Annotated in this window: 14 protein-coding genes; 3 read left to right on the top strand and 11 right to left on the bottom strand. The window is 66.1% G+C overall.

From position 1 onward, the window contains the following. Positions 1–2: 2 nt before the first annotated feature. Positions 3–1,085 (bottom strand): DUF4388 domain-containing protein, encoded by a 1,083-nt coding sequence (locus tag CYFUS_RS15945; RefSeq protein ID WP_095986001.1) that lies wholly within the window; start codon positions 1,083–1,085, stop codon positions 3–5. A gap of 24 nt (positions 1,086–1,109) precedes the next feature. Here CYFUS_RS15945 and CYFUS_RS15940 point away from each other — a divergent pair, with 24 nt between their 5' ends. From CYFUS_RS15940 to CYFUS_RS15930, 3 genes are all read left to right on the top strand, one after another. Further along, the gene (locus tag CYFUS_RS15940) at positions 1,110–2,045 is read left to right on the top strand and encodes a metalloenzyme (protein WP_095992040.1); all 936 of its coding nucleotides are present in this window, start codon (positions 1,110–1,112) and stop codon (positions 2,043–2,045) included. Beyond that, entirely contained in the window at positions 2,042–2,971 is a 930-nt protein-coding gene (locus CYFUS_RS15935) for a hypothetical protein (RefSeq protein ID WP_095986000.1), read from the top strand. Before CYFUS_RS15940 ends, CYFUS_RS15935 begins: the two co-directional genes overlap by 4 nt. 97 nt (positions 2,972–3,068) lie before the next feature. Further along, a complete protein-coding gene (locus CYFUS_RS15930; RefSeq protein ID WP_095985999.1) occupies positions 3,069–3,890 on the top strand; it encodes a carboxypeptidase regulatory-like domain-containing protein in 822 nt (273 codons plus the stop codon). Between the two features lie 41 nt (positions 3,891–3,931). Here CYFUS_RS15930 and CYFUS_RS15925 read toward each other — a convergent pair whose 3' ends face one another. The 10 genes from CYFUS_RS15925 to CYFUS_RS50610 form a co-directional block, all read right to left on the bottom strand. Further along, complete coding sequence (locus tag CYFUS_RS15925) at positions 3,932–4,765, bottom strand: Ig-like domain-containing protein (protein ID WP_232537593.1); 834 nt, start codon at positions 4,763–4,765, stop codon at positions 3,932–3,934. Between the two features lie 258 nt (positions 4,766–5,023). After that, positions 5,024–5,905, bottom strand: coding sequence for a hypothetical protein (locus CYFUS_RS15920; RefSeq protein WP_157758468.1), 882 nt, complete (start codon positions 5,903–5,905; stop codon positions 5,024–5,026). 68 nt (positions 5,906–5,973) lie between these two features. Then, positions 5,974–6,627: a L,D-transpeptidase family protein gene (locus CYFUS_RS15915; protein WP_095985997.1), complete on the bottom strand. Its 654-nt coding sequence runs from the start codon at positions 6,625–6,627 to the stop codon at positions 5,974–5,976. 9 nt (positions 6,628–6,636) lie between these two features. Continuing rightward, positions 6,637–6,963, bottom strand: coding sequence for a hypothetical protein (locus CYFUS_RS15910; RefSeq protein WP_095985996.1), 327 nt, complete (start codon positions 6,961–6,963; stop codon positions 6,637–6,639). A 181-nt stretch (positions 6,964–7,144) separates the two neighbouring features. Next, positions 7,145–7,693: a hypothetical protein gene (locus CYFUS_RS15905; RefSeq protein WP_157758467.1), complete on the bottom strand. Its 549-nt coding sequence runs from the start codon at positions 7,691–7,693 to the stop codon at positions 7,145–7,147. A gap of 39 nt (positions 7,694–7,732) precedes the next feature. Beyond that, positions 7,733–8,911, bottom strand: coding sequence for a hypothetical protein (locus tag CYFUS_RS15900; RefSeq protein ID WP_095985994.1), 1,179 nt, complete (start codon positions 8,909–8,911; stop codon positions 7,733–7,735). A gap of 50 nt (positions 8,912–8,961) precedes the next feature. Next, positions 8,962–13,011 carry a DUF6531 domain-containing protein gene (locus CYFUS_RS15895; protein WP_095985993.1) on the bottom strand — a complete coding sequence of 1,350 codons (4,050 nt, stop codon included), beginning with the start codon at positions 13,009–13,011 and terminating at the stop codon, positions 8,962–8,964. Beyond that, on the bottom strand, positions 13,008–14,318 hold the full coding sequence (locus tag CYFUS_RS15890; RefSeq protein WP_095985992.1) for a hypothetical protein: 1,311 nt from the start codon (positions 14,316–14,318) through the stop codon (positions 13,008–13,010). The genes CYFUS_RS15895 and CYFUS_RS15890 overlap by 4 nt, the downstream gene beginning before the upstream one ends. A gap of 26 nt (positions 14,319–14,344) precedes the next feature. Then, on the bottom strand, positions 14,345–16,489 hold the full coding sequence (locus tag CYFUS_RS15885; RefSeq protein ID WP_095985991.1) for a type VI secretion system Vgr family protein: 2,145 nt from the start codon (positions 16,487–16,489) through the stop codon (positions 14,345–14,347). A 161-nt stretch (positions 16,490–16,650) separates the two neighbouring features. Further along, positions 16,651–20,259, bottom strand: a complete 3,609-nt coding sequence (locus CYFUS_RS50610) for an Ig-like domain-containing protein (RefSeq protein ID WP_198316589.1) — start codon at positions 20,257–20,259, stop codon at positions 16,651–16,653. Between the last annotated feature and the right edge of the window lie 112 nt (positions 20,260–20,371).

The following is a 20,371-nucleotide window of genomic DNA, read 5'->3' as shown; positions in this document are numbered from 1 at the left end:
GCTCAGCGCAGGCGCAACAGGCCCATGCGCATGAGCTTGGCGAGCGTCTTGAGCGTCTCCAGCTCGCGCGCGGGGCTGGCCAGCACCAGGGTGGACACGTCCCAGTTGCCGTTGATGAGGCCCACCACCTGTCGCTCCTCGGGCTTGAGCAGCGACAGCTCCTCCGCGTCCGGCGACAGCACCGGCACGCTCAAGGGGGGCAGCGCGGCGTAGAGCGACGCCACGTGCTCGCTGTGCGCCATGCGCGCGAACTCGCGCACGCGCCGGTCCGTCGGATCGCTCGCCAGCAGCGTCGCGCACACCAGCTCCGTCGCGTCGAACTGCCGCTCGCGCACCAGCACCGCGCCCTTCTCCAGCATGTCCGTCACCGGATCCACCACCACCTCCGGGGCGCCCTCCACCTCCACCTGCCTGGCGCGCAGCAGCTCGAAGACGCGGCGCGTGGTGGACGAGCGCGACAGGCCGAGCGACAGCCGCAGCCGCCCCAGGTTCTGCCCCCCCGTGCACAGGGTGAGCAGGATGCGGTGCATCAGCGGCTGACGCGGGCTCGGCGGCACGAGCGAGCGCACCGTCAGCGCATCCCCCGGCAGCACCCGGTCCACGTCCGCCTGCTCGTCCACCCAACGCAGCGACTCGAAGAGCAGCTCGCGCAGGCTCATCTCGCACGGCGCCCACTCCTCGCCCGAGCGGTCCAGGTCCTCCGTCCAGTGGAAGGCGCCATGTCCGCCGCGCGTCTGGTCCACCATGGAGCCGAGCATCTCCTCACGCACCAGCTCGCGCACCAGCCTGGGCTCCACCTTGTGGGCCTGGAAGATGGACTCGAGGCCCTCGCCATCCGGCGGCAGGGCCTTGAGCGCCGCGAGCGTCGCCGCGCCATCGGACAGCTTCGCCAGGGCGAGCACCCGGGCCACCCGGCCCCGGAGTCCCTCGTTGGCGATGGCCAACACCTGCCCCGACAGCAGGAAGAGCGAGCGCTCACCGCCCTCCCAGGAGAGCAATTGGAGCGTGCCGGTCTTTCGGGAGCTGTCCAACCATTGGAGGAGCTCGGGAAGCGGGAAGCTGGAGAAATCACCGTGAAGGGCCATGGCCATCTCTTACAGTTCTCCGCCATGCGCGTCGCGGTCCTCTTCATCGATGGGGTTGGCATTGGACGAAACGACCCGGACATCAACCCGCTCTCCGGGCGCGACCACCTGCTTTCCTGGTTCCAGGATGCCCCGCCCCGCTCGCTTCCCGGGGCCGGCCAGTGCTTCCCAGTGGACACAACCTTCGGCATCGCCGGCCGTCCCCAGTCCGCTTCCAATCAGACCGCCCTGCTCACCGGGCAGCCCGCCCCCGTGCTCATCGGCCGACACGTCCTCGGCTATCCGGATGCCCCCCTGCGCGAGATTCTCGCGCGGCACTCGCTCGTCAAACACCTGGTGGCCCACGGCCACACCGCCACCTTCGCCAACTGCTACCCCGTGGCCTACCTGGATGCCCTGAAGCTGCCCCGGCGCCCCTCGGCCAGCGCCCCCGAGTTCACCCTCACCCCGGCCGCCCTGCGCCGCTTGAAGGCCTCGGCCAGTACGCTCGCCTTCGCCGCGGGCGGCGTCCCCCTGCGTACCCTGGACGACGCCCGCGCGGGACTCGCCCTCCCCCATGACATCACCGGCGCCCGCGCCCGCTCGCGCGACCTGGACGTGCCCACGCGCACCCCCGACGAGGCCGCCGAGGTGTTCTGGCGCATCGCCCACGAGGCCGACTTCACCTTCTTCGAGCACTACCTGGCGGACGAGGCGGGCCATGCCCAGGACTTCGCCGCCGCTCGCGACGCCCTGGACACCTTCGATGCCTTCGCCCGCGCCGTCGTCGCCCGCCGCCCGGCCGACGCCCGCGTGCTCGTGTGCAGCGACCACGGCAACGTGGAAGATTTGTCCACACGTTCACACACCCTGCACCCGGTGCCCGTGCTCTACTTCGGACCGCCAGCGCCCGAACTGGAGTCCCTGGCCACCGTGGCGGACGTGGGCCGCGCGGTGCTGCGTTGGTGGGGTGGAGCATGAAGGGGCGCGAGGAAGGCGGGCGGGGAGTGCTGGGGGCCTGGGTTCTGGGGCTCCTGGGGCTCCTGCTCACGCTGACGGGGTGCGCCAGCTTCCGGCGGTTCGCGGCGGGTGAGGTGGCGCTCACGTCGAGCTGGGAGAGCCCCACGGGCCTCTTCCGCATCGAGTACGCCCCGGAGGACGAGCGGGAGCTGACCCGGCTGGTGCGGGCGGTGGACGCGGCCCTGCCCCGACTGGAGCGCTGGGGGACACTGCGCGAGCCCCTCACCCTGCGGGTGTTTCCCGATCACGAGAGCCTGGAAGCCGCCGTGCGGCAGGAGGGCCTGGGATGGCTGCGCGCCTGGGGCCGCTATGACGAGGTGTTCATCCAGGCGCCCTCCACCTGGGGTCTCGCCGGAGCCTCGCCGGCCCAGTTGAACGAGCTGCTCCTGCACGAGCTCACCCACAGCCTGATGTATCAGCTCTCGGCGGATCGCCTCGGCTGGTCGCGCAAGCGCATCCCCCTGTGGTTTCGCGAGGGCATGGCCTCGTACACGGCGGAGCAGACGTACCGGTGGGGCTCGCTGGAGGAGCTCGCCCGCTACCTCGAGCGCCATCCCGAGACGGATCCCCTGCGCAAGCCCGAGGGGCTCTACCGCGACGAGTCGAACCTCGTGTACGGGGTGGCGCACCACGCCTTCACCTTCCTCGTGCGGCGCTATGGCGAGGAAGCGGTGCGCGGCGTGATGCGCGAGATGAAGGGGGGAGAAGCCTTCCCGGAGGCCTTCGAGTCCGCCATCGGGTTGTCACCGGACGCCTTCACGCGCGACTTCACCCTCTACGTGAGGTGGAGGGGATTTCGTGGCGGGCGGTCGCTCCCCCGGCCTCCCGACGAGGCCCGTCCCCTCGGAGGCCCCCCTGCCGCATCGGGGGAGTCACACCCACCGTGATTGGCCCCCCGGTCCGTTTCTGTTACGACGGGCCCGGACCATCCCCACCCAGGCGCGCGTCCCCCTCGCGTCCCCTGGTGTGTGAGGAGACTGCAAGATGAAGCTGCGTACACTGGGCCTGGCGGTGATCGGCACCCTGGGGCTCTCCGCGACCATGGCCTGCCAGAAGGAGGAGGCGACTTCCGCGCCCGCTCCCGCCGCCCAGGCTCCGGCTCCCCCCACCATCAAGGCCCAGCACCTGTCCGAGGACGTGGCCGTGCCCCAGGAGGAAAGCGCCCAGGCGCCCAAGGGCGGTGGCACCATCCGGGGAGTGGTCACGTTCAAGGGCACGCCGCCCGCGCCCGCGCCCATCACCCCGGGCACGGACCCCAACTGCGATGGGATGGAGCTGGTGGATCAACCCGTCCAGGTGAAGGCGGGCAAGCTGGCCAACGTCCTGGTGCGGGTGCAGGGCGAAGTGCCCGGCCAGCCCCAGACGCCGCCGGAGCAGATGGTGGTGGTGGACCAGAACCGCTGCACGTACAAGCCCCGCGTCCAGGGCGCCGTCGTCGGCCAGCCCATCGTGCTCATGAACAGCGACAGCACGCTGCACAACGTGCGCGGCACGTCCGGCGGCAAGCAGCTCTTCAACGTGTCGCAGCAGCCCCTGAAGACGAAGGAGGCCAGGCCTCCGTCGGAGGCGGAGGTCATCCGCCTCAAGTGCGACATCCACCCGTGGATGACGGCGTGGGTGGTGGTGAACCCGAACGCGTACTTCAACACCTCTGATGAGGAGGGCCAGTTCCGCATCGAGGGCGTGCCCCCGGGCACGTACACCCTGGGCGCGTGGCACGAGACGCTGGGGACGAAGACGGCCCAGGTGACGGTGAAGGAGGGCCAGGAGTCCGAGGTCTCCTTCGAGTTCGTGGCGGCGAAGTAGCTCCCCGCGCCGCCCCCGGGCCCTCCCCCGCGGCCCGCCGTCTACTTCTTCTTGATGGTGAGCTGCACCTCGGCGCTCTTGCCGCCGCCCTCGGCTTTGAGGGTGGCGGAGCCCGGCTTCACTGCCTGCACCGTGCCGGCCGCGTCCACGGTGAAGATCTTCTCGTTGCTCGTGGTGTAGGTGAAGGACACGCCCTGGATGGCGGCGCCGTCACCGCCCTTGGCGACCGCGGCGACGGGCGTGCTCTCACCCACCTTCAGCGTGGCCGGCACGTTCTCGAAGGCCACCGTGGCCACCTCGGGCAGCTTCACGGTGACCTCGGCGGTCTGCTTGAGCGCGCCGGAGGTGATGGTCACGTTCGTGGTGCCCACGGCCTTGGCCGTCAGCTTGTTGCCCTCCACCGCCACCACGTTGGCGTCGGCGCTGGCGAACTCCAGCTTCGCCCCCTGCACGGGCCGGCCCGCGTCATCCTTCACCTCGGCCGTGAGCGTCGTCTCCGAGCCCAGGCCCGTGAGGGTGACAGGCGCTCCCGTCAGGACGATCTCCGAGGGGATGGAGATCTCCACGGGCGTCGTGGCGCTCACCTCGTCGGACTTCGTGGTGATGGTGACCGAGCCGCTCTTCACCGCGGTCACCTTGCCGGCGGGGTCCACCGTGGCGATCTGCCCATCGCTGGAGGAGAAGAGGAACTTCGCCTTCTCCTTGTCCACCGGCTCGCCCTTGGCGGTGAGCGCCTGGGGCTCCAGGGTGACGCTCTGACCCGCCTCGGACAGCTCCACCTTCTCCGGCTTCACCTCGATGCGCTCCACCTTCTGGCAGGCGGACGCGAGCAGGATGACGGACGTGGCCAGGAGCGGATTGAACAACCTCTTCATGATGAATGTGCCTCCCACTCGTCTGGGGGACGAGCATTTGGATGGACGTTGGATTCGCGGAAACTTTGGGATTCCAAATATCCGGGGGATGAAACCCGGCATGCCTCAGCAATCCCTGTTCCAGGGGCCCGCTCGCTTGGAGCAGGCGCGCCGGATGTAGAGCAAACGGGCGGCTCAGGCAACAAGCTGTCCTTCTTGTCCCCAGGTGTTCGCGCGTCGCGGCGCGCAAACCCTTTCATCTCCAAACGATGAAACCCGTCACGGGTGCATCCCGGAGTTCTTGAAACGCCTCACGTGACCCCTGGCTTCGAGGCAGGCGCCGCCCTCCGGCGTGGCCGCCAGAGCCACCACGGAGCGACCTCCACACGTCGCCCGCCCCAGCACCTCCAGGGAGGGCAAGGCCAGGGTCTGGATCTCCTTGTCCGCGCTCAGCAATTCACCGGGCCGGCCACAGGCGAGCGCTTCCGCCTGGGAGGCACGGCGAGCCACTTGCCTGCCATCCGTCAGCGCCACCACGCGCAGTTCGGCCCCCTCTTTCATGACGAGCCACTCGCCGCAGGAGAGGGGGGAGTGCTTCCAATCTCCGCTGACGCTCCACGCCACCGGCGGGCTCGACCTGCATTCCGCGGGAGCGCGCTGGGCCAGGGTGAGGTTGGCGGGCTTGCAGAGGACCCGCTGTCCGTCGGAACCGAGCACGAGCCGAGACAAGGCGGGCACCTTGTCCACCGGCTGGATCCGCCCTTCGGGGAGCAGTTCCACCAACGTGTCGAGCGCGATGGCCCACCGCCGCCCCTGGGAACTCGTCACGGAGCTGAAGAGCCCCGCCTCCCCTCGCCATTGGGTGCGCACCGCGCCTCGCGCATCCACGGCGACCGCGACCGCGTATTCGCTGTCCCCCTTGGGGAAGTTGCTTCCTGCCACCAGGGCTCCCTCGCCCTCGGGAACCACGTGGGTGACGTAGGTCATGGGGAGCTGGACGAGCGGCTCCCATCCCCGTTCAGGAGCACCCACCTGAAGCCGTCCATCGGCGGCCCAGACGAGCAGCCTGTCTCCGGGCAGGGACACCATCCCATCGGCGCGGAAGACGGGCTGCTTCGCCCCCGCGGCGGGCCTCGTGCTGGAACCCGGGGGTTGTGCCATGGCCCTCCCCATGGGGGAGCCCGCCAGCAGCGCCACCAGGAGCGCGCGGAGGACACGGCCCGCGCCCGTCATTTGAACCGCTCGCTGTAGGCGTGGACGATGAAGGGCGTGCCGTACTCGAAGGCGCCTTCCCTCCTCAACACGTCCCGGTCGGGCGGCTTCATGTGGATGCAGCCATGGGATTCGGTCATGACGATGGGCTGCCCCCTCCTGAACTGGGCCTCGTTGTCGGGGGTGGTGTGGAACATCTCTCCCATCGGCGTCTCCTTCCCCTGATCGAACCGGCCGTTGCCATTGAGGTCCACGAAGTACCGGATGGCGATGGGCCCGAAGTCATTGAAGACCCACGTGTCCGGGACACGCCTCTGCCCGTAGAGCCTGAAATTCGCCGCGATCACCTCAGCGCGGGAGATTCCCTTGTCCTTCTGGAGGGAGGCCCAGGTGCTGACCTTGACCTGGTACCAGACGTCGGAAAGCTTGTCCTGGAGCTTCGTGCCCCAGCGGATCGAGGACCAGATCCACGAGCGGGTGATGTACGCCTCTTCCCGGTAGATGAGGTAGCGGCCCGGGGTGGTGGGCGTCGCATCCATGCTTCCCTCGTGGTGAACACGCTCCGACGGCCCACCCCAAGCCTCGGACCGCCGCACGACCTTCCCCTGCTTGAGCAACAGCAGGAGCTTCTGCCCCGGATAGAAATGCAACTCCTTGCCTGACTGGCCCATACGCCCCCCTCAAGGAACCGTGAACGATCGACCACTCAGGGTGATGCGCTCGCCGGAGAGCGCCACCCGCTCCACACTGTCAATCAAGTAACGGGGACGTTGCTTGTACGGGGGCAGCAAGGCCTGGAGCGCGCTGTACGAGACCTGCTCCAGGATGAACGTCTCCAGGAGCCGCGGCTGCTCCACGGCAAGCACGGACAACTTCGGCCAGCCGAGCCCACGCAGCCGCCGAACCACGTCATCGTCATCTAAAGTCCCATGCTCGATGTCGTCACGGACATAGTCCAGGTACAAAGGCGAGAGGGTCTCGGCGAATGACTTCATCTCCAACGACATGCGATACTCCACGGCCTGCCATTCGGAGTGTCCTCTCCCGTAGTCGAACTCACGGAAATAGATCCACTCACAAGGGACGGGTCTACGATTGATCTCACACCTCATGCAAAGCTTCCGACCCGGATGAAAATGAACCCCCATGCCCAACTGCCCCATGTGCGCACCGCGCGTTATCCCTCGGCTACGTCAGTTGCTCCATGAACTCCTCACCCGCCTCCCGCACCTCGGGATCCAAGTGATTCAGCGCGCGCTCCGCCAGCCGGCGTGCCAGCCCCTGATCCAGTTCCAGGTAGAGTTCGAAAAGCGCCCGGTACTCCTCCTGGGTGGCTTCATGAAGAAGAGGCTCTGCTCTAGCTTCAATATTCTCCAATACCCATTGCATTGGAAGAGAGAGCAGGATGCCACGGCTTCTCTCCGTATGCCCATGTACATTACTGGCGAGGATCAGCAGATTGTCGAAAACCCGCATCCTCTCCTCAACCCCCAGGTGCTCGACGATGTACAAGGCCGCACTCCGCTCCTTCGGCCTGTTAAGAGCCTGGGCAAGGAGAGGAGTAAGCTCGGCGCGATGGTTGAACAGCATCATCGAACAGGAAGAAAAAGACCGCTCTGCTTCCACGAAGCTCATCCACAAGTCGCACAGCTCGTCTGTTCCACTCATCTGCAGCCTTTCGATAGAAATGCAAATCCTTACCTGACTATGCCATGCACGGCCCTTCTCGCTGACCATCAAAAGCAATTCATCCGGCCTCGAGAAGAGAACCAGACCTCAACCCCGCAACTCATAGACGGAGTCGATGAGCCATCGGCAGGTGTCGAGATCCTTCGCCTGCATGACGAACGTGTCGCTTTCACTGCTCCACTGCGCCTTCTTGCCCGCCTTCTTGGCCAATGCCTTCACCCGATCTTCCAGTTCCCCATTGTCGATGTCGTCCGTGTCGAGGATATCCTCCACCAGGTTCGCGGCGACCTCGAACAACTGCTGCTTGCCCTTGGCGACGCGCAGGATGTCGACATCGCGGTACACCTCGGCCAGTTGGACGGTGGGTCGCTTCGATTGTTCCGGAACGGGAATGAACTCGCAGGCAACCTTCGGGTTTGCCACCGCCCAGTCGATCCATTCCGAGCGGAACTGCTCGTACCCAGGCACCTTCAGCCGTTCCAATGACGGCAAGTCGGGAAGAACGGAAGGTCCGAAGGGCTCATCGCAGACGAGCCCGAGTTCCGCCAGGAGTTTCGAGCGCTCCTCGAGAATGCCCCGCACCTCCTGTCCGGGAGCGACTCCAGACAGGTACAGTCTCTTCAAGGGAAGCGACTTCAGGACGCCGAGGCCGTGCAGCAGACTCGCATCGATGACCAGTTCCTCGAGCCTGGCATGACCCCGCAGGAGGCTCAGGGAGAGCGCGGATGGCTCCTCGTGCAGGATGCGGATCTTCTGGGCGTCAGTGGATCGCAGGACCATCTCGACACATTCCGGCGCGCACGAGCCCAGGTTCACGAGCACCGCCAGTACCGGGGGAACCAGCGGCGCTTCGCTGGCGGAGCCGCACAGCGAGAGGCTGAAGCGCTCCAACCGCTCCAGCCGCCGCAGTCCCTTCCATGCCGTAATGGACTTGATCCGGCTCAGGGTCAGGTTCTGCACGTCCTCGCCGATCTTGGCTGAAGCGAGATCAAGTTCGGGTTTCCGCTCGATCATGCAGAAGTGGGGAAGAACGGGGTTCTTGTCCGGAGGATCCGGGGGCATCTCGGCCGCCAGTTTCTGGAACTCGGGGCGTTCCGACTTCTCGGCGGCCCTGCGCCGGGTGATCGCGGGAAACTGGATGCGCTTCAACTGGTAGTACTCGTCGAAGGTCGCCCCCTTGAATGCCTCCTCATCGGAGACCTGCACACCGTAGCTCGCTTCGTAATACTGCCTCAGTACCTTGGTCCTGATGTCCTTGCCCGTCATGTCTCTTCACCTCATGGCCCGCGGAGCATGCCCCCGCCTGGCCCTCGTTCTCAGTTGCAGTACTTGACTTTGTTCTTACTCAGGAAGCGCTCGGCCGCCCGTGCGTAGGTCTTCCGCTTACTGTTATTCTTGCTGACTCCCCGGATGTTATTGCCGCGGACCCGGTTCCCGTTGGTCTTGCGCCGCCCGATGTTTGTCTTGTTTTTAGCTATCGTTTTCTGCTCGATTCCCCGGGCCACATTGCGCTTGGTTCCGTGGGGCGTGATCTGAACGGGTTTATCCCCGTGACCGAATCTGAGTCCATCAGCCCCCTCCGTTTTGGAATGCCGTCGCTCGATATCCTTGAGGGTCTGATTGTCACTGGCGCGTCCGACGTAATAAACCTCGTCATTCGCGTCGAGCAGGACATAGTTCCAGTCGAGCCCCAGGGGATCGCCCATCACGAGCGGATCGCCGACATAGGCGTAGAGGTTGATCCCTCCATCCACCCCCGTGGGGTCCGGACTGATATATCGCCCAGCAGCGGGATCGTAGTATCGAAACCTGTTGTAATACAGACCGGTCTCCTCATCCGCGTATTGACCCGGCCAGCGCCACGGACAGGTGCTCTCGCTGGCACGACTCTCGATGGCGCCATAGGAGTCGTACGTGGCACGCCATACTGGCCGGCCCGACTCGTCGTACATGACCTCGGGAGTCTCCAGGTGGTCCTGCAAGATGGCGTAGAAGGCCTGGCCCTCGAACTTCACCAAGGGGGTGAGGCCATCGGGTGCACGTACCCATGACGTGGGTTCGGCTGCATCGCGCAGTTCGTGGAGCAGTTCCTCCCCGTCCCAGACCCAGGTGACCTCCTCTTCCTGGGTGCTCTTGCGGATGCGCCGACCCAGGGCATCGTACGTGAACGAAACACACAGACCATCCGGGCGGATGACCCGCGTCAGGAACCCCGCCCCATTGTAGCCGTAGTGCCAGATCGAGCCGTCCGGAAGGATCCGGCGGATGAGGTTCCCGTCCGCATCATACTCGAGGTGGCTCCCCTCGCACTCTTCCAGTCTGTTCGCACGGCCATAGACCCTGTCGCGGAGATCTGCTCGTTGAAAGAGGTTGCCCGCCGCGTCCTGCAAGCGGAACTGCGAGCGGCCATCGGAGAAATGAGTGGCGACCAACCGAGACCGAGCATCATGTTGGAACCGGATGTGCCCCTGAAGTGAGTCCTCGAGTTCTCCCAGTTGGTCACCCGGCCGCCAATGATAGGAACGCCATTCCGACTGAACGGAGGCATGGGAGATCGTTCTCCTCTCCGGGCGGCCCATTCCGTCCCACGCCCAGCGGGAACGCACCCCTCCAGGAAGAGACATCTCGGACCGGCGCCCCGAAGCATCATGGGCAAAGTCCAGCCGCCGCGAGGTGCCCGCGTTTCCTGTCGGCGAGGTGGTGAGTGCCTGGAGCCGACTCGCGGAATCGAATGCGAAAAGGCATTCCAGACCACAGGAGGAGCGAAGCTCCACCCTGTTGCCGCGAGCATCATAGCGTGAACGAACCCAGTGCCCGTTGCTCGACTCCCCAAGAGTACGACCGAGCGCATCCAGTTCGAACTCGACCTTGGCGGCCTCGTTCTCCGCCACAATCAGCTGCCCATCCGCCCTGTAGACGAAGCGCGCCTGGGAGCCATCTGCATACTGGACTTTCACGAGTTCGCCGGCCACGTCGTACGCCATCCGCGCCTCGCCACCTCCGGCTTGATGGAGCTTGATGACCTGGCCCATGAGGTCCCTCTCGTAGCGCCGGATCCCCCCATCGAAGCCGTGCTCTTCGATGACCTCCCCCCGTGCATCGCGCGCCAGCCGGTAGTCTTCACCGTGCTCGTTGCGAATCCCCAGGAGCCCGCCTTCCAGGTCGTACTCCATCCTGACGACGCCACCCGGCTCTTGAATGCTTTCGGGCCAATGAAACCCGGTGTACGTGTACCGGGCCTGACGTCCCGCACTCCGCTCCTCGAGCAGATTCCCCTCGGCATCGTGGACGAATATCTGAACATCTCCATCGGGTTCTTCGATACGCACCGGACGATCACCGAGATCGTATTGGATGCGCCATCCCCCCCCGTCCGATCGGCGGATCTGAATCAGACGTCCCCAGCGGTCATGAGAATAGGTGGTCTCGATACCATTCGGTTCTCGTAGACGCGCAATGTTCAGCTCGTGGTCATACTGGAGTTCCACCCTCGCGCCGGAAGGCTCGATGATCGAAACCGGCATGCCCTCTTTCCGTTCGTAGCGAAGACGCTCGCCCAGAGGATTGATCTGCTCGATCAGCGAGCCATTGCGGTCATGGACCCACTGCCATTCTCCGCCCAGCTCATCCATGCCACGAACGACATTGTCCTGCTCGTCATGCTCGAAACGAAGCGTGGCACCATCTGGCTCCATCACCTTCGTGCAGTTGCCACGGACATCGTACTCCGCATACGAGGCGTTCCCCAGCGGATCCACCTCGGAGGTCTTGCGCAGGAACGCGTCGTACTCGTACCGCCACTCGCCCCCGAGCGGGTCCACCCGCTTCACGACGACGCCACGTCCGTCTGAGTGATACGTGGTGGTATGGCCCAGCGAGTTCGCCACCTCGGTGATTTGGGCATGCTTGTCGTAGCGCAATCGGTGATCGTAGATGCCACCGTCGCCCCACGTCCGCACGCACCAGGCCTCTGGCCCCTGGGCGTCATACTCGAAATAGAAGCTGAGCCCGGTACGATCCGTATCCCGCACCAACAGGTGGTCCTGACAGGCGTAGCGCGCGGCATGCTCCAACGCGTCATACACCTCGACGAGGTCGCCGGCCTCTGAGTAGACATAACGGTTGTAGGGAAGCAATCCAGGCTGTCCGGGGTGCGGGAGCCATGTCCTGATCAGGTGGCCCAGCGCATCGTGCTCGAAGCGGATGCGCCTGCCCACGCTGTCCACGACCCATTCCAGCCGCCCATTCGCATCATAGTCATAGGTGACGGAGCGCCCAACCTGGTTGCGTGTACGCACCACCCGGGACAATCCCCTCGGTGCTCCGGCCGCCACCTGCCGAAACTCATGAACGAGCCCCTCGGCGGTACGCACCTCCCAGCGCAGTTCCCCCACCCGCCGCAATGTCAATCGGTCGATGGGTTCATACAATTCCGTGCCCGGCTGCATCCGCTGATTGGGGAGGGAGGAGGTATCGAATTCGATCTCCCGGCCGTCCTCGGCCCGGTACACCACCCGCCCGTCCTCCTCCCAGACCGCGAGGTCCAGCGAGTGGCTCCACCCATATCCCATCACCGAGTCCCTGGCTCCCCAAGCGGAGGAGTAGTGGCGCTCGAAGGATAGCGGGATGGGCCCCGGCAAGGCCCAGTCCACCACCTCCGTCACCACCCGCCCCATCACCACATCCACCGGGTGCCCGGTGAGGGTACAGATGGACTTGTGGACCCGGTTGCGCGCGCGCGGGCCCATCTTCAGCTTGTCCATCACCTTGTCGGCCGCCCGGTGGATGCGGTCCGACAGGGCCTTCATCTTCCGGCTGCCCTTCTGCACCTTGCGCAGCTTCTTCAGTCCCTTGAGTAGCGCGCCCATCACCAGCTGCTCGCCCAGGCCGGACAGGGAGATGGTCGGCGGTCCCCCCACGAAGACGGGTGGCCCCGCCGGGATGGAGAGCGCCACCGTGGTGGGCAGCAGCAGCGACCTCGCTCCCCCCTTGCTCTTCTTGCGCGGAGGCCTCGGCATGCCGATGTCCTGGCAGCTGAGCACCGGCAGCAACATGTGCGTGAAGGGCTCGTCGTCCACCAGCACAGTGGAGCTGCCCATGAAGGTTTCGTTGTCGTTGCCCGGTGGCTTGAGGAAGACGCCCCCGATCGGGAAGTGCGGTGGCAGCGCGATGCCCCCCGTGCCCGCCTGCGCGCGTAGCAGCCCGTTCACCTTCACCGTCGCCCCAATGATGGGCAGGTAGTCGAACGGGTCGAACACGATTCCAATGTGCGGATGGGGAATGGGCACCACCGCCCCTGGCGGGGTGATGATGAGGTGGATGTCTATGCCCAGCACAGGATCCAGGTGTTTCACCGCGAGCATCATGAGGGTCGACCTCCCGCAGCCGCCGCCATCGGCCGCCAGTCCTTGCCCAGGACCGACACCACGTCCGACTCCACCTCCCGAGCCGTCGGCTCCCCTTGCCGCTCGTGGCTCAAGCGCACCAGCGCTTCACCCACGTACGCGAGCGTCGAGGTCGCTCTCGTCCCGGCATCCATCGCCTGGCCCACCTGCCATGCTCGCTGGCCGTGCTCCCACGCCGGCTCCACTTCCTTCGCCATCTCGTGGCACCAGCTCGCCATCCGCCAGCACTCCAGCTCCATCTGTGCATCCATGAGCGCGCGCGCCAACGGCGCCGTCTCCGCGTACAGCTTCGCGGCGGGGAGATGCTCCTGCGCGGACACCAGCGCGGTCCCCTGCGCCAGACGCGACTTCAGCCGCAGCTGCGCGCCCTCGACTTCCCCCCGGGCTTCCGCGTCCGCCGCCGAGGCCTCGGCCTTCTGGTAGTGGCCGAGCGCCTCCCGCGGTTGGTTCACCGCGAGCAACGTCCCTCCCACCACGAAGTGCGCCGCCACCGCCAGCGAGTGCAGCCCCTGCTCGGACGCCACCGCCACCGCCTGCCCGCCCAGCGTCCGCACCTGGGCCACGTTCCCCTTCGTCGCCGCGTTGGCCATGCGCACGAAGAGTTCCCGGAATCGTCCTCCGGGCGAGTCCAGGTTCCCCGCCTCCCGGGACAGTTCCTCCAGGGCCCCACCCATGTTCAACTTCGCCGGGATCGTCACCACCTTCTCCGGGAAGAGCTCGGCCAGCGGCTCCAGCGTCAGCGTTCGCGCGTCGTCCAGCACCACCAGTCGGACGTGGGGCGACGCGGCCTGCTCCACCGCGCCCCGCAGCCACTCCAGCCAGGCCTTCGCATCCACCACCCGCGAGGGCATCAGCACCACGGCCAGATGCTCGCACAGGCTCTCGTAGTGGCCCCGCAGCCAGCCGCACGCCTCCAGGAAGGACTCCGCGCCCGCTTCCGGCTTCGCCGGTGGGCACGTCCCGCCTGGGGGCAACTCCGCTTCCGCCTCCAGTCCGGCCCGGCTCTCCTCTACCATGGCCATCAGCGCCTCGCGCAGCGCGGCTCCGTACTTCGCCGCCTCCTCGAAGGGCTCATCGAAGGACAGGAAGAGGTCCGGACACTCCCCGAGGCGCTCGTCCCCTTCCTTTTCCAGGAAGGCTTCCACCATCCGGGTCTCGTCCGACTCCACCACCCAGCGCAACAGTCGTGCATCGGGAAGCTGGGCGAACTCCGTCCACTGGTCGTGCAGCAGGTCCAACCGTTTCTCGACCGCGTTCTTCTTCGCCATCGTCCTCACCCCCTGGAGCGTCCCGTTCACTGCCGCCCGCTGTCGGCCGGAGTCGGTGGGGTGGGTTGCGCGTCCGCGGGCGCCTCCGGCTTCGCCGCATTCACACCACTGCCCTTGAGAGCCGCCCCACCGCTGTTGAGGTTCAGCACCGTGCCCATCACGGAGATGCTGGCCGGGTCGAGGGTGATGAAGTTGCCCCCCACCTTCAAGGTCAGCCCCTGGGTGGCCTCGATCACCACCGTGGGCGCGCTCAGGTGAATCTCCGTGACCGCCTCCAGCGCGTGGTTGTTCCCCACGTGTACCTGTAGATCCTTGACGACGGTAATCGACCAGGTGTCCCCCACCTGCTCGTTGCGCTTGCCACCCACAGAGAGGTGGCTGTCCGCGTCGATTTTCTCCTTGCGATTGGCCTTGATGTGGATGTCCTGGTTGCCCGCTCCATCGATCCCGCCCACCAGCAGCTTCACGTCCCCGCCGATGTGCTCCTGGCTGTGGCGGTGCACCTTGAGGCTCTTGTCCCGGTAGACCATCTCGTTCTGGTCTCCCACCTTCCCGCCCTTGCCTTGCGCGCCGATGGTCTGGTGCCTGTCGTGGAGGATGGTCTCCATCGAGTCGTTCTTGACGTGCACGTCCATGTTGCGCTGGGCGTGGATGAACACCTGCTCGGAGCCCTTCTTGTCCTCGAAGCGCAGCTCGTTGAAGCCTCCACCGCCCGGGGACGTGTTCGTGCGCAAGGTGCTCTTCGTCTTCTCGTCCGGCAGCGGATAGGGCGTGGGATTCACCCCGTTGTACACGCGCCCGGTGATGAGGGGCCGGTCCGGATCACCCTCGATGAAGTCGACGATGACCTCCTGGCCGATGCGGGGAATGAACATGCCGCCCCACATCTCGCCGCCCCAGGGCTGGCTCACTCGCACCCAGCACGAACTCTTCTCGTTGCGCTGCCCGTCCCGATCCCAGTGGAACTGCACCTTCACCCGCCCATGCTCGTCGACGTGGATCTCCTCTCCGGACGGACCCACGACGATGGCCGTCTGTACGCCGCGGACCACCGGCCGGGGGGTCAGACGGGGAGGACGGAAGGGCACCTGCGACGAGATGCACGCGAAGGAGTTGGAGTAGCTGAAATCACCGCCTGGAGCCTCCTCGTCGAGCACCTGCGGTTGGTAGCCGTGATGGCTCACCCCCGTGAGCAGGTAGCGCGTGTTGAAATCCCCACGGGGGTGCTCGGACAACGAGAAGAAACAGCCCGGGAGCAGGCGCTCGCAGTCGCTCTCGCCCTGTCCCAGCTTGCGGGAGGCCTGCAACTCCTCCAGCCGGAGCCTCGCCAGCGTCGCCCCCTTGGCGGACGAGCCCCGGCCCGGGTCCTGGTACTCGCCCGGGTACTCGTACACCTCGAGATCCTTGTCCTGCTCGGCCCCATGCTGCACTTCCATGGGCAGGTCCGGCTTCTTGAAGTTGAAGTCGCGCAGGCTCACCTGGCCGGGCTGGATCTCCTCCGCGAAGCGGAAGCTCGACACGAAGTCCACGTCCGAGGCGAGCCCGTCCCGCTGGCGGAAGAGGACGGTCTCGTTGCCCTGGATGGGCTTGCAGGCACCCGGGCTGTCCCCGATGACGAGCAGGTGTTTGTCCTCCTGGTGCTCGAAGAAATAGAAGAGGCCGTCCTCCTCCATGAGCCGGCAGAGGAAGGCCCAGTCCGATTCCCGGTACTGCACGCAGTAGTTGCGTGGCTCGTAGCTGTTGCTCAACCGCAGCTCGTACTGGTCACCGAGCATCCCCGCCGCGTCCAGGACCTTCTTGAGAATGTCCGGCGTGGGGATTTCCTGGAAGATGCGGCTGCCGTGGCGGTGCTTGAGGCGCCAGGCCAGGGGCACCAGGGTGGCCTGGTAGAGGCCGTAGCGCGGCCTTCCGCCCACCTGTTCGAAGCGCGAGACGATACCGTGGACGAGGCGGGACGGCACCTCGCCGCCCACGGACAGCAGCGCCGTCTTCCCCACGACATCCGAGAAGTTCAGGGCCTGATCCTCGCAGACCAGCTCGAGCTGGAACTCGTAGAGGTTCGACAACCCCTCGTGCCCGGAGAAGCGCACCACGCGCAGCTCCGCTGCACAGCCAGACACCTCGAAGCGAAACACCGACGTACTGCCGGGAAGAGAGGCCAGCGCGATCATGAGCACATCCGGAGTTGGGCCCTTGAACCAAGGGCGTGGAGGTCCAAAAGAGAGGGGCTCCACTGGAACTCGAAGGCGAGCACCGGGAAGCCCCTGGGTCCTGACAGCACCAGCACGGCGCCCGCAGCGGGTTCCTCCCGCCGCGCCCGCTGGCCCATCGTCTACTTCTTGATGGTGAGCTTCTTCTCGCCGCTCTTTCTCCAACCCTCGGCCTTGAGGGTGACGGCCCCCGCCTTCACCACCGTCACCTTGCCGTTCGCATCCACGGTGGCGACCTTCTCATCGCTGGTGGTGTAGGTGAATGGCACGCCCTGGAGGATGGCGCCATTGCTCCCCTTGGCGGTCACCTTGATTTGCGCGCTCCCGCCCACCTTCAGCGTGGCCGGCACGATCTCGACGTCCACCGATGCCACCTGTATCACGGTGACCTCGGCGGTCTGCTTGAGCGGGCCGGAGGTGACCGTCACGGTCGTGGTGCCCTCTCCCTTGGCCTTCAGCCGGTTGCCCTCCACCGCCACCACGTTGGGGTTCGCGCTCGCGAACTCCAGCTTCGGCCCCTGCACGGACCGGCCCGCGTCATCCTTCACCTCGGCCGTGAGCGTCGTTTCCGAGCCCAGGGCCATGAGGCTCACGGACGTGCCCGTCAGGACGATCTCCGAGGGGATGGAGATCTCCACGGGCGTCGTGGCGCTCACCTCGCCAGACTTGGTGGTGATGGTGGCCGAGCCACTCTTCACCGCCGTCACCTTGCCGGTGTCGTCCACGGTGGCGATCTGCCCCGCGCTGGAGGAGAACGCGAATCTCGCATTGCCCACTGGCTCGTCCTTGGCGGTGAACGCCTGGGGCTCCAGGGAAACGCTCTGGCCCGCCTCGGCCAGCACCACCGTGGCCGGCTTCACGTCGATCCGCTCCACCTTCTTCGGCTTGCTCTCGGAGGAACTCCAGGAGAGACCGGCGAAGAGCCGGAAGTTGGGGGTGCCGTAACCGCTGGAGAGGCCAGGGCCCCCGCCCAACCGGACAGCCACATTGCCCGGGAACGAGTAGCCCACGGCGGCCAGCAACTCCAAGGGATTGGCGGTGGACCGCGCGCTGTCGAGCCCCATGGCGCCTTCCAGGCTGCCCTGCACGAACAACTTGGAGTCGGCGCCGCCCGGCGACCAGTTCGCGCCCAGCGCATAGGACAGCTCATTGCCCACGCTCATGCCGAGCAGCGGAAGCTGCCGGGTGGGCTGAAACCGGCCTCCCACATTGGCTAGCACGCGAAACCGCTCGCTGGCGGCCCACTGGGCCAAGACCATGGGCTGCACCCCCACGCCCCCCGCGCCCAGGAAGCTCTGGCTGTTGGCGGTGGGGAGCGACACGACCGCGGCCACGCCCAGGCTCAGCGCCCCGAGGGGGAGCACCGCCTTGGGCACCAGCCGCAAGTCTCCCACACCCGTGCCCGTGGCGTTCGGGGGAATGAAGACCGCGAGGTCTCCGCCCGTCGGCCCGCTCTGGCTGGTCACGGGAAGCGCCAGCCCCAGTTCGAAATGCTCGAGGAAGGAAAGGGATGCGAACACATCGGCGGTGATCTGGCTGGACACGATGCTTTGGACGAACTGGCCATCGCTCATCCTCCGCAAGACCAGCGGGTTCTGGGCGTAGCCCACCGAGAGACCCGCGTGCAGCCCCAGGCCCGGAGCCACCTGGGCGCTGTACACCCCCAGCACATCCTTGGAGCCCGGAGCCGGCTTGTACTGCTGCAAGTCGAAGCCCTGCGCACGCGCTGAGCCCGCCAGCAACACCAGCAGCGACGCCATCAGCCCCCATCCACCCATTCCCTCCAGGGAGGAGGAGCGCGACCGGCGCCGCTTCAACAAGGCCAGCAGCGAAACCAGGGGCAGCAACGAGGTGGCACCAGAAGCCGAGCAGCCCAACACGCCACCACCACTTCCCTCATTGAGTCTGTAGAACCACAGCCGCGTGGCGGGTGAATCATCCACGTTGGCCGCCTCATCGCGCGCACGGACCCGCAGGGTGTACTCGCCCGGCTCGAAGGAGCGCGTCCCCTGCGTGAGGGCCTCGCATGAACCGAATGGCTCCTCCCCAACGCTGCACTCGTAGGTGACATTGGACTCGGTCGCTGAGAATGAGAAACGAGGAGCGGCCTCCTGTGTGTCCCCATCGGGACCACTGACAATCGAGGTGTCGGGCGGGTCGACGTCCACGCGGAGCGAGATGGGAACACTCGGCTCGCTGGCATTGCCCGCCTGATCCCTGGCGATGACACTCACCTTGTATTCGTTGGTCGCCAGACCGGTGCTGGGGGTGAACGACCAATGGCCAGCAGCATCCACCTGCGCGACCCCGATCTCCTGTTCATTGGCGAGGATGGTCACCGTTCCAAGAGCCTCCGCGGTGCCGGAGAAGGTGGGAGTGCCCGTCCCCCCCAACAGGACGCCAGACGAGGGCTGCTCTAGCACCGCGACCGCCGGTGCATGGAAGTCCGCAGTCCACTCGAGGGGAGTCGACCACTCACTGTACAGGTTGGCACGATCCTTCGCGCGCACCTGGAAGGTATGGGGCCCTTCGTAGAACCCCAGATTCCTTCCAGACACACAGGTGGACGGAGGCTCCGCATCGAACCTGCACTCGAACGTGACTGGCTCCTCGGTCGATTCGAACGCGAAGACGGCGCCAGCGAGGTTCGTCCAGCGCGGTGGCCCCGCGGTGATCCGGATACCGGGGGGGGTGAGATCCACGAACCACTGATGCGTGGGCGGATTCACCTCCACGTTGTTCGCCCGGTCCGTGGAGCGCACGGTCAGCGAGTGGGGCCCCTCCGTCATGTTGTTGACTTCATACGGAGACGTGCAGGGCTGGAAGCTGCCGCCGTCATAGCTGCACTCGGAGAACCCGTAGTCGTTCACCGTGAACCTGAAGCTGTAGCTGGAAGAGCCATGGTAGGGCAACGGTATGCTGGAGAATCGGGTGACAGGGGGATCGGAGTCGACCACGACGGTGACGACCTTCGCAGTGCTGAGTTCGCCAGAACCCGAGCGCGCCCTGACGGAGACGGGATAGACGTTGTTGGCCAACGTCCTGTCCACCGACACCGTCCAGTTGCCGGAAGCATCCGCAGTGGTGGTACCCACTGTCGTCCCGCTGATGGAGAGGAACACCGTGACGCCTGGATCCGCAGTGCCACGGAACAGCGGTGTCGTGTCGTTGGTATAGCTGTTGTTGAGTGGCTCGAGCACCACCGGCTCCGATGGCGGAGCGAGTGTGCCCAGTTCCCAACCCGACGTGGATCTGGTCACCCACTGCACCTGGGAACTGGTGGAGCCAGGCTGAACCGACACGGCTTCCGAGATCCGGCCCTGGCTGTCCGCCTGAACTCGAGCGACCTCCAATCCGTCAACGAAGATGACGGCCCAGTCGCCCGGGGTGGCCTTGCCCTTGATGTCCAGCACGCCCCGCGTGCCAGCTTGCGGCGCGGCCTCCCGCCATGCCGCGTGGAGCGTGGCCTGCTCCTGGGGTCTGAGCACGCTCACCTGCGGTCTTGAGGACAGCGGGAAGCCGTCCAGGGAGTGGCTCAGCTTGAGCCCCCAGCCCTCGCTCCCCTCTATCCGAGTCAACCGCCACGGCCCCTCGCCGCCAGGCTGGACCAGCAGCCAGGTCCCCACTTCGAGGTCCTCATCGGTTGTGACCTCGACATCGGTGGAACCGGCGGCCAGCGGCCAGGTCAGTTCCAGGGTGTGTCGTGTGTCCGGAGGCACGTGTTCGGGCATGGCCCATGCCACCCCATGGCCGAGCGTATATGCGGCCAACCCCAGCCGTACCCACCTCTGCAAACCCATACTTCCCATCTGTGTTGCCTCCCTACGTTTTTCATGTCACCAG

This window comes from Cystobacter fuscus (assembly GCF_002305875.1).
Classification (GTDB): Bacteria; Myxococcota; Myxococcia; order Myxococcales; family Myxococcaceae; genus Cystobacter; species Cystobacter fuscus_A.
This window is presented reverse-complemented; position numbering and strand designations above follow the sequence as displayed.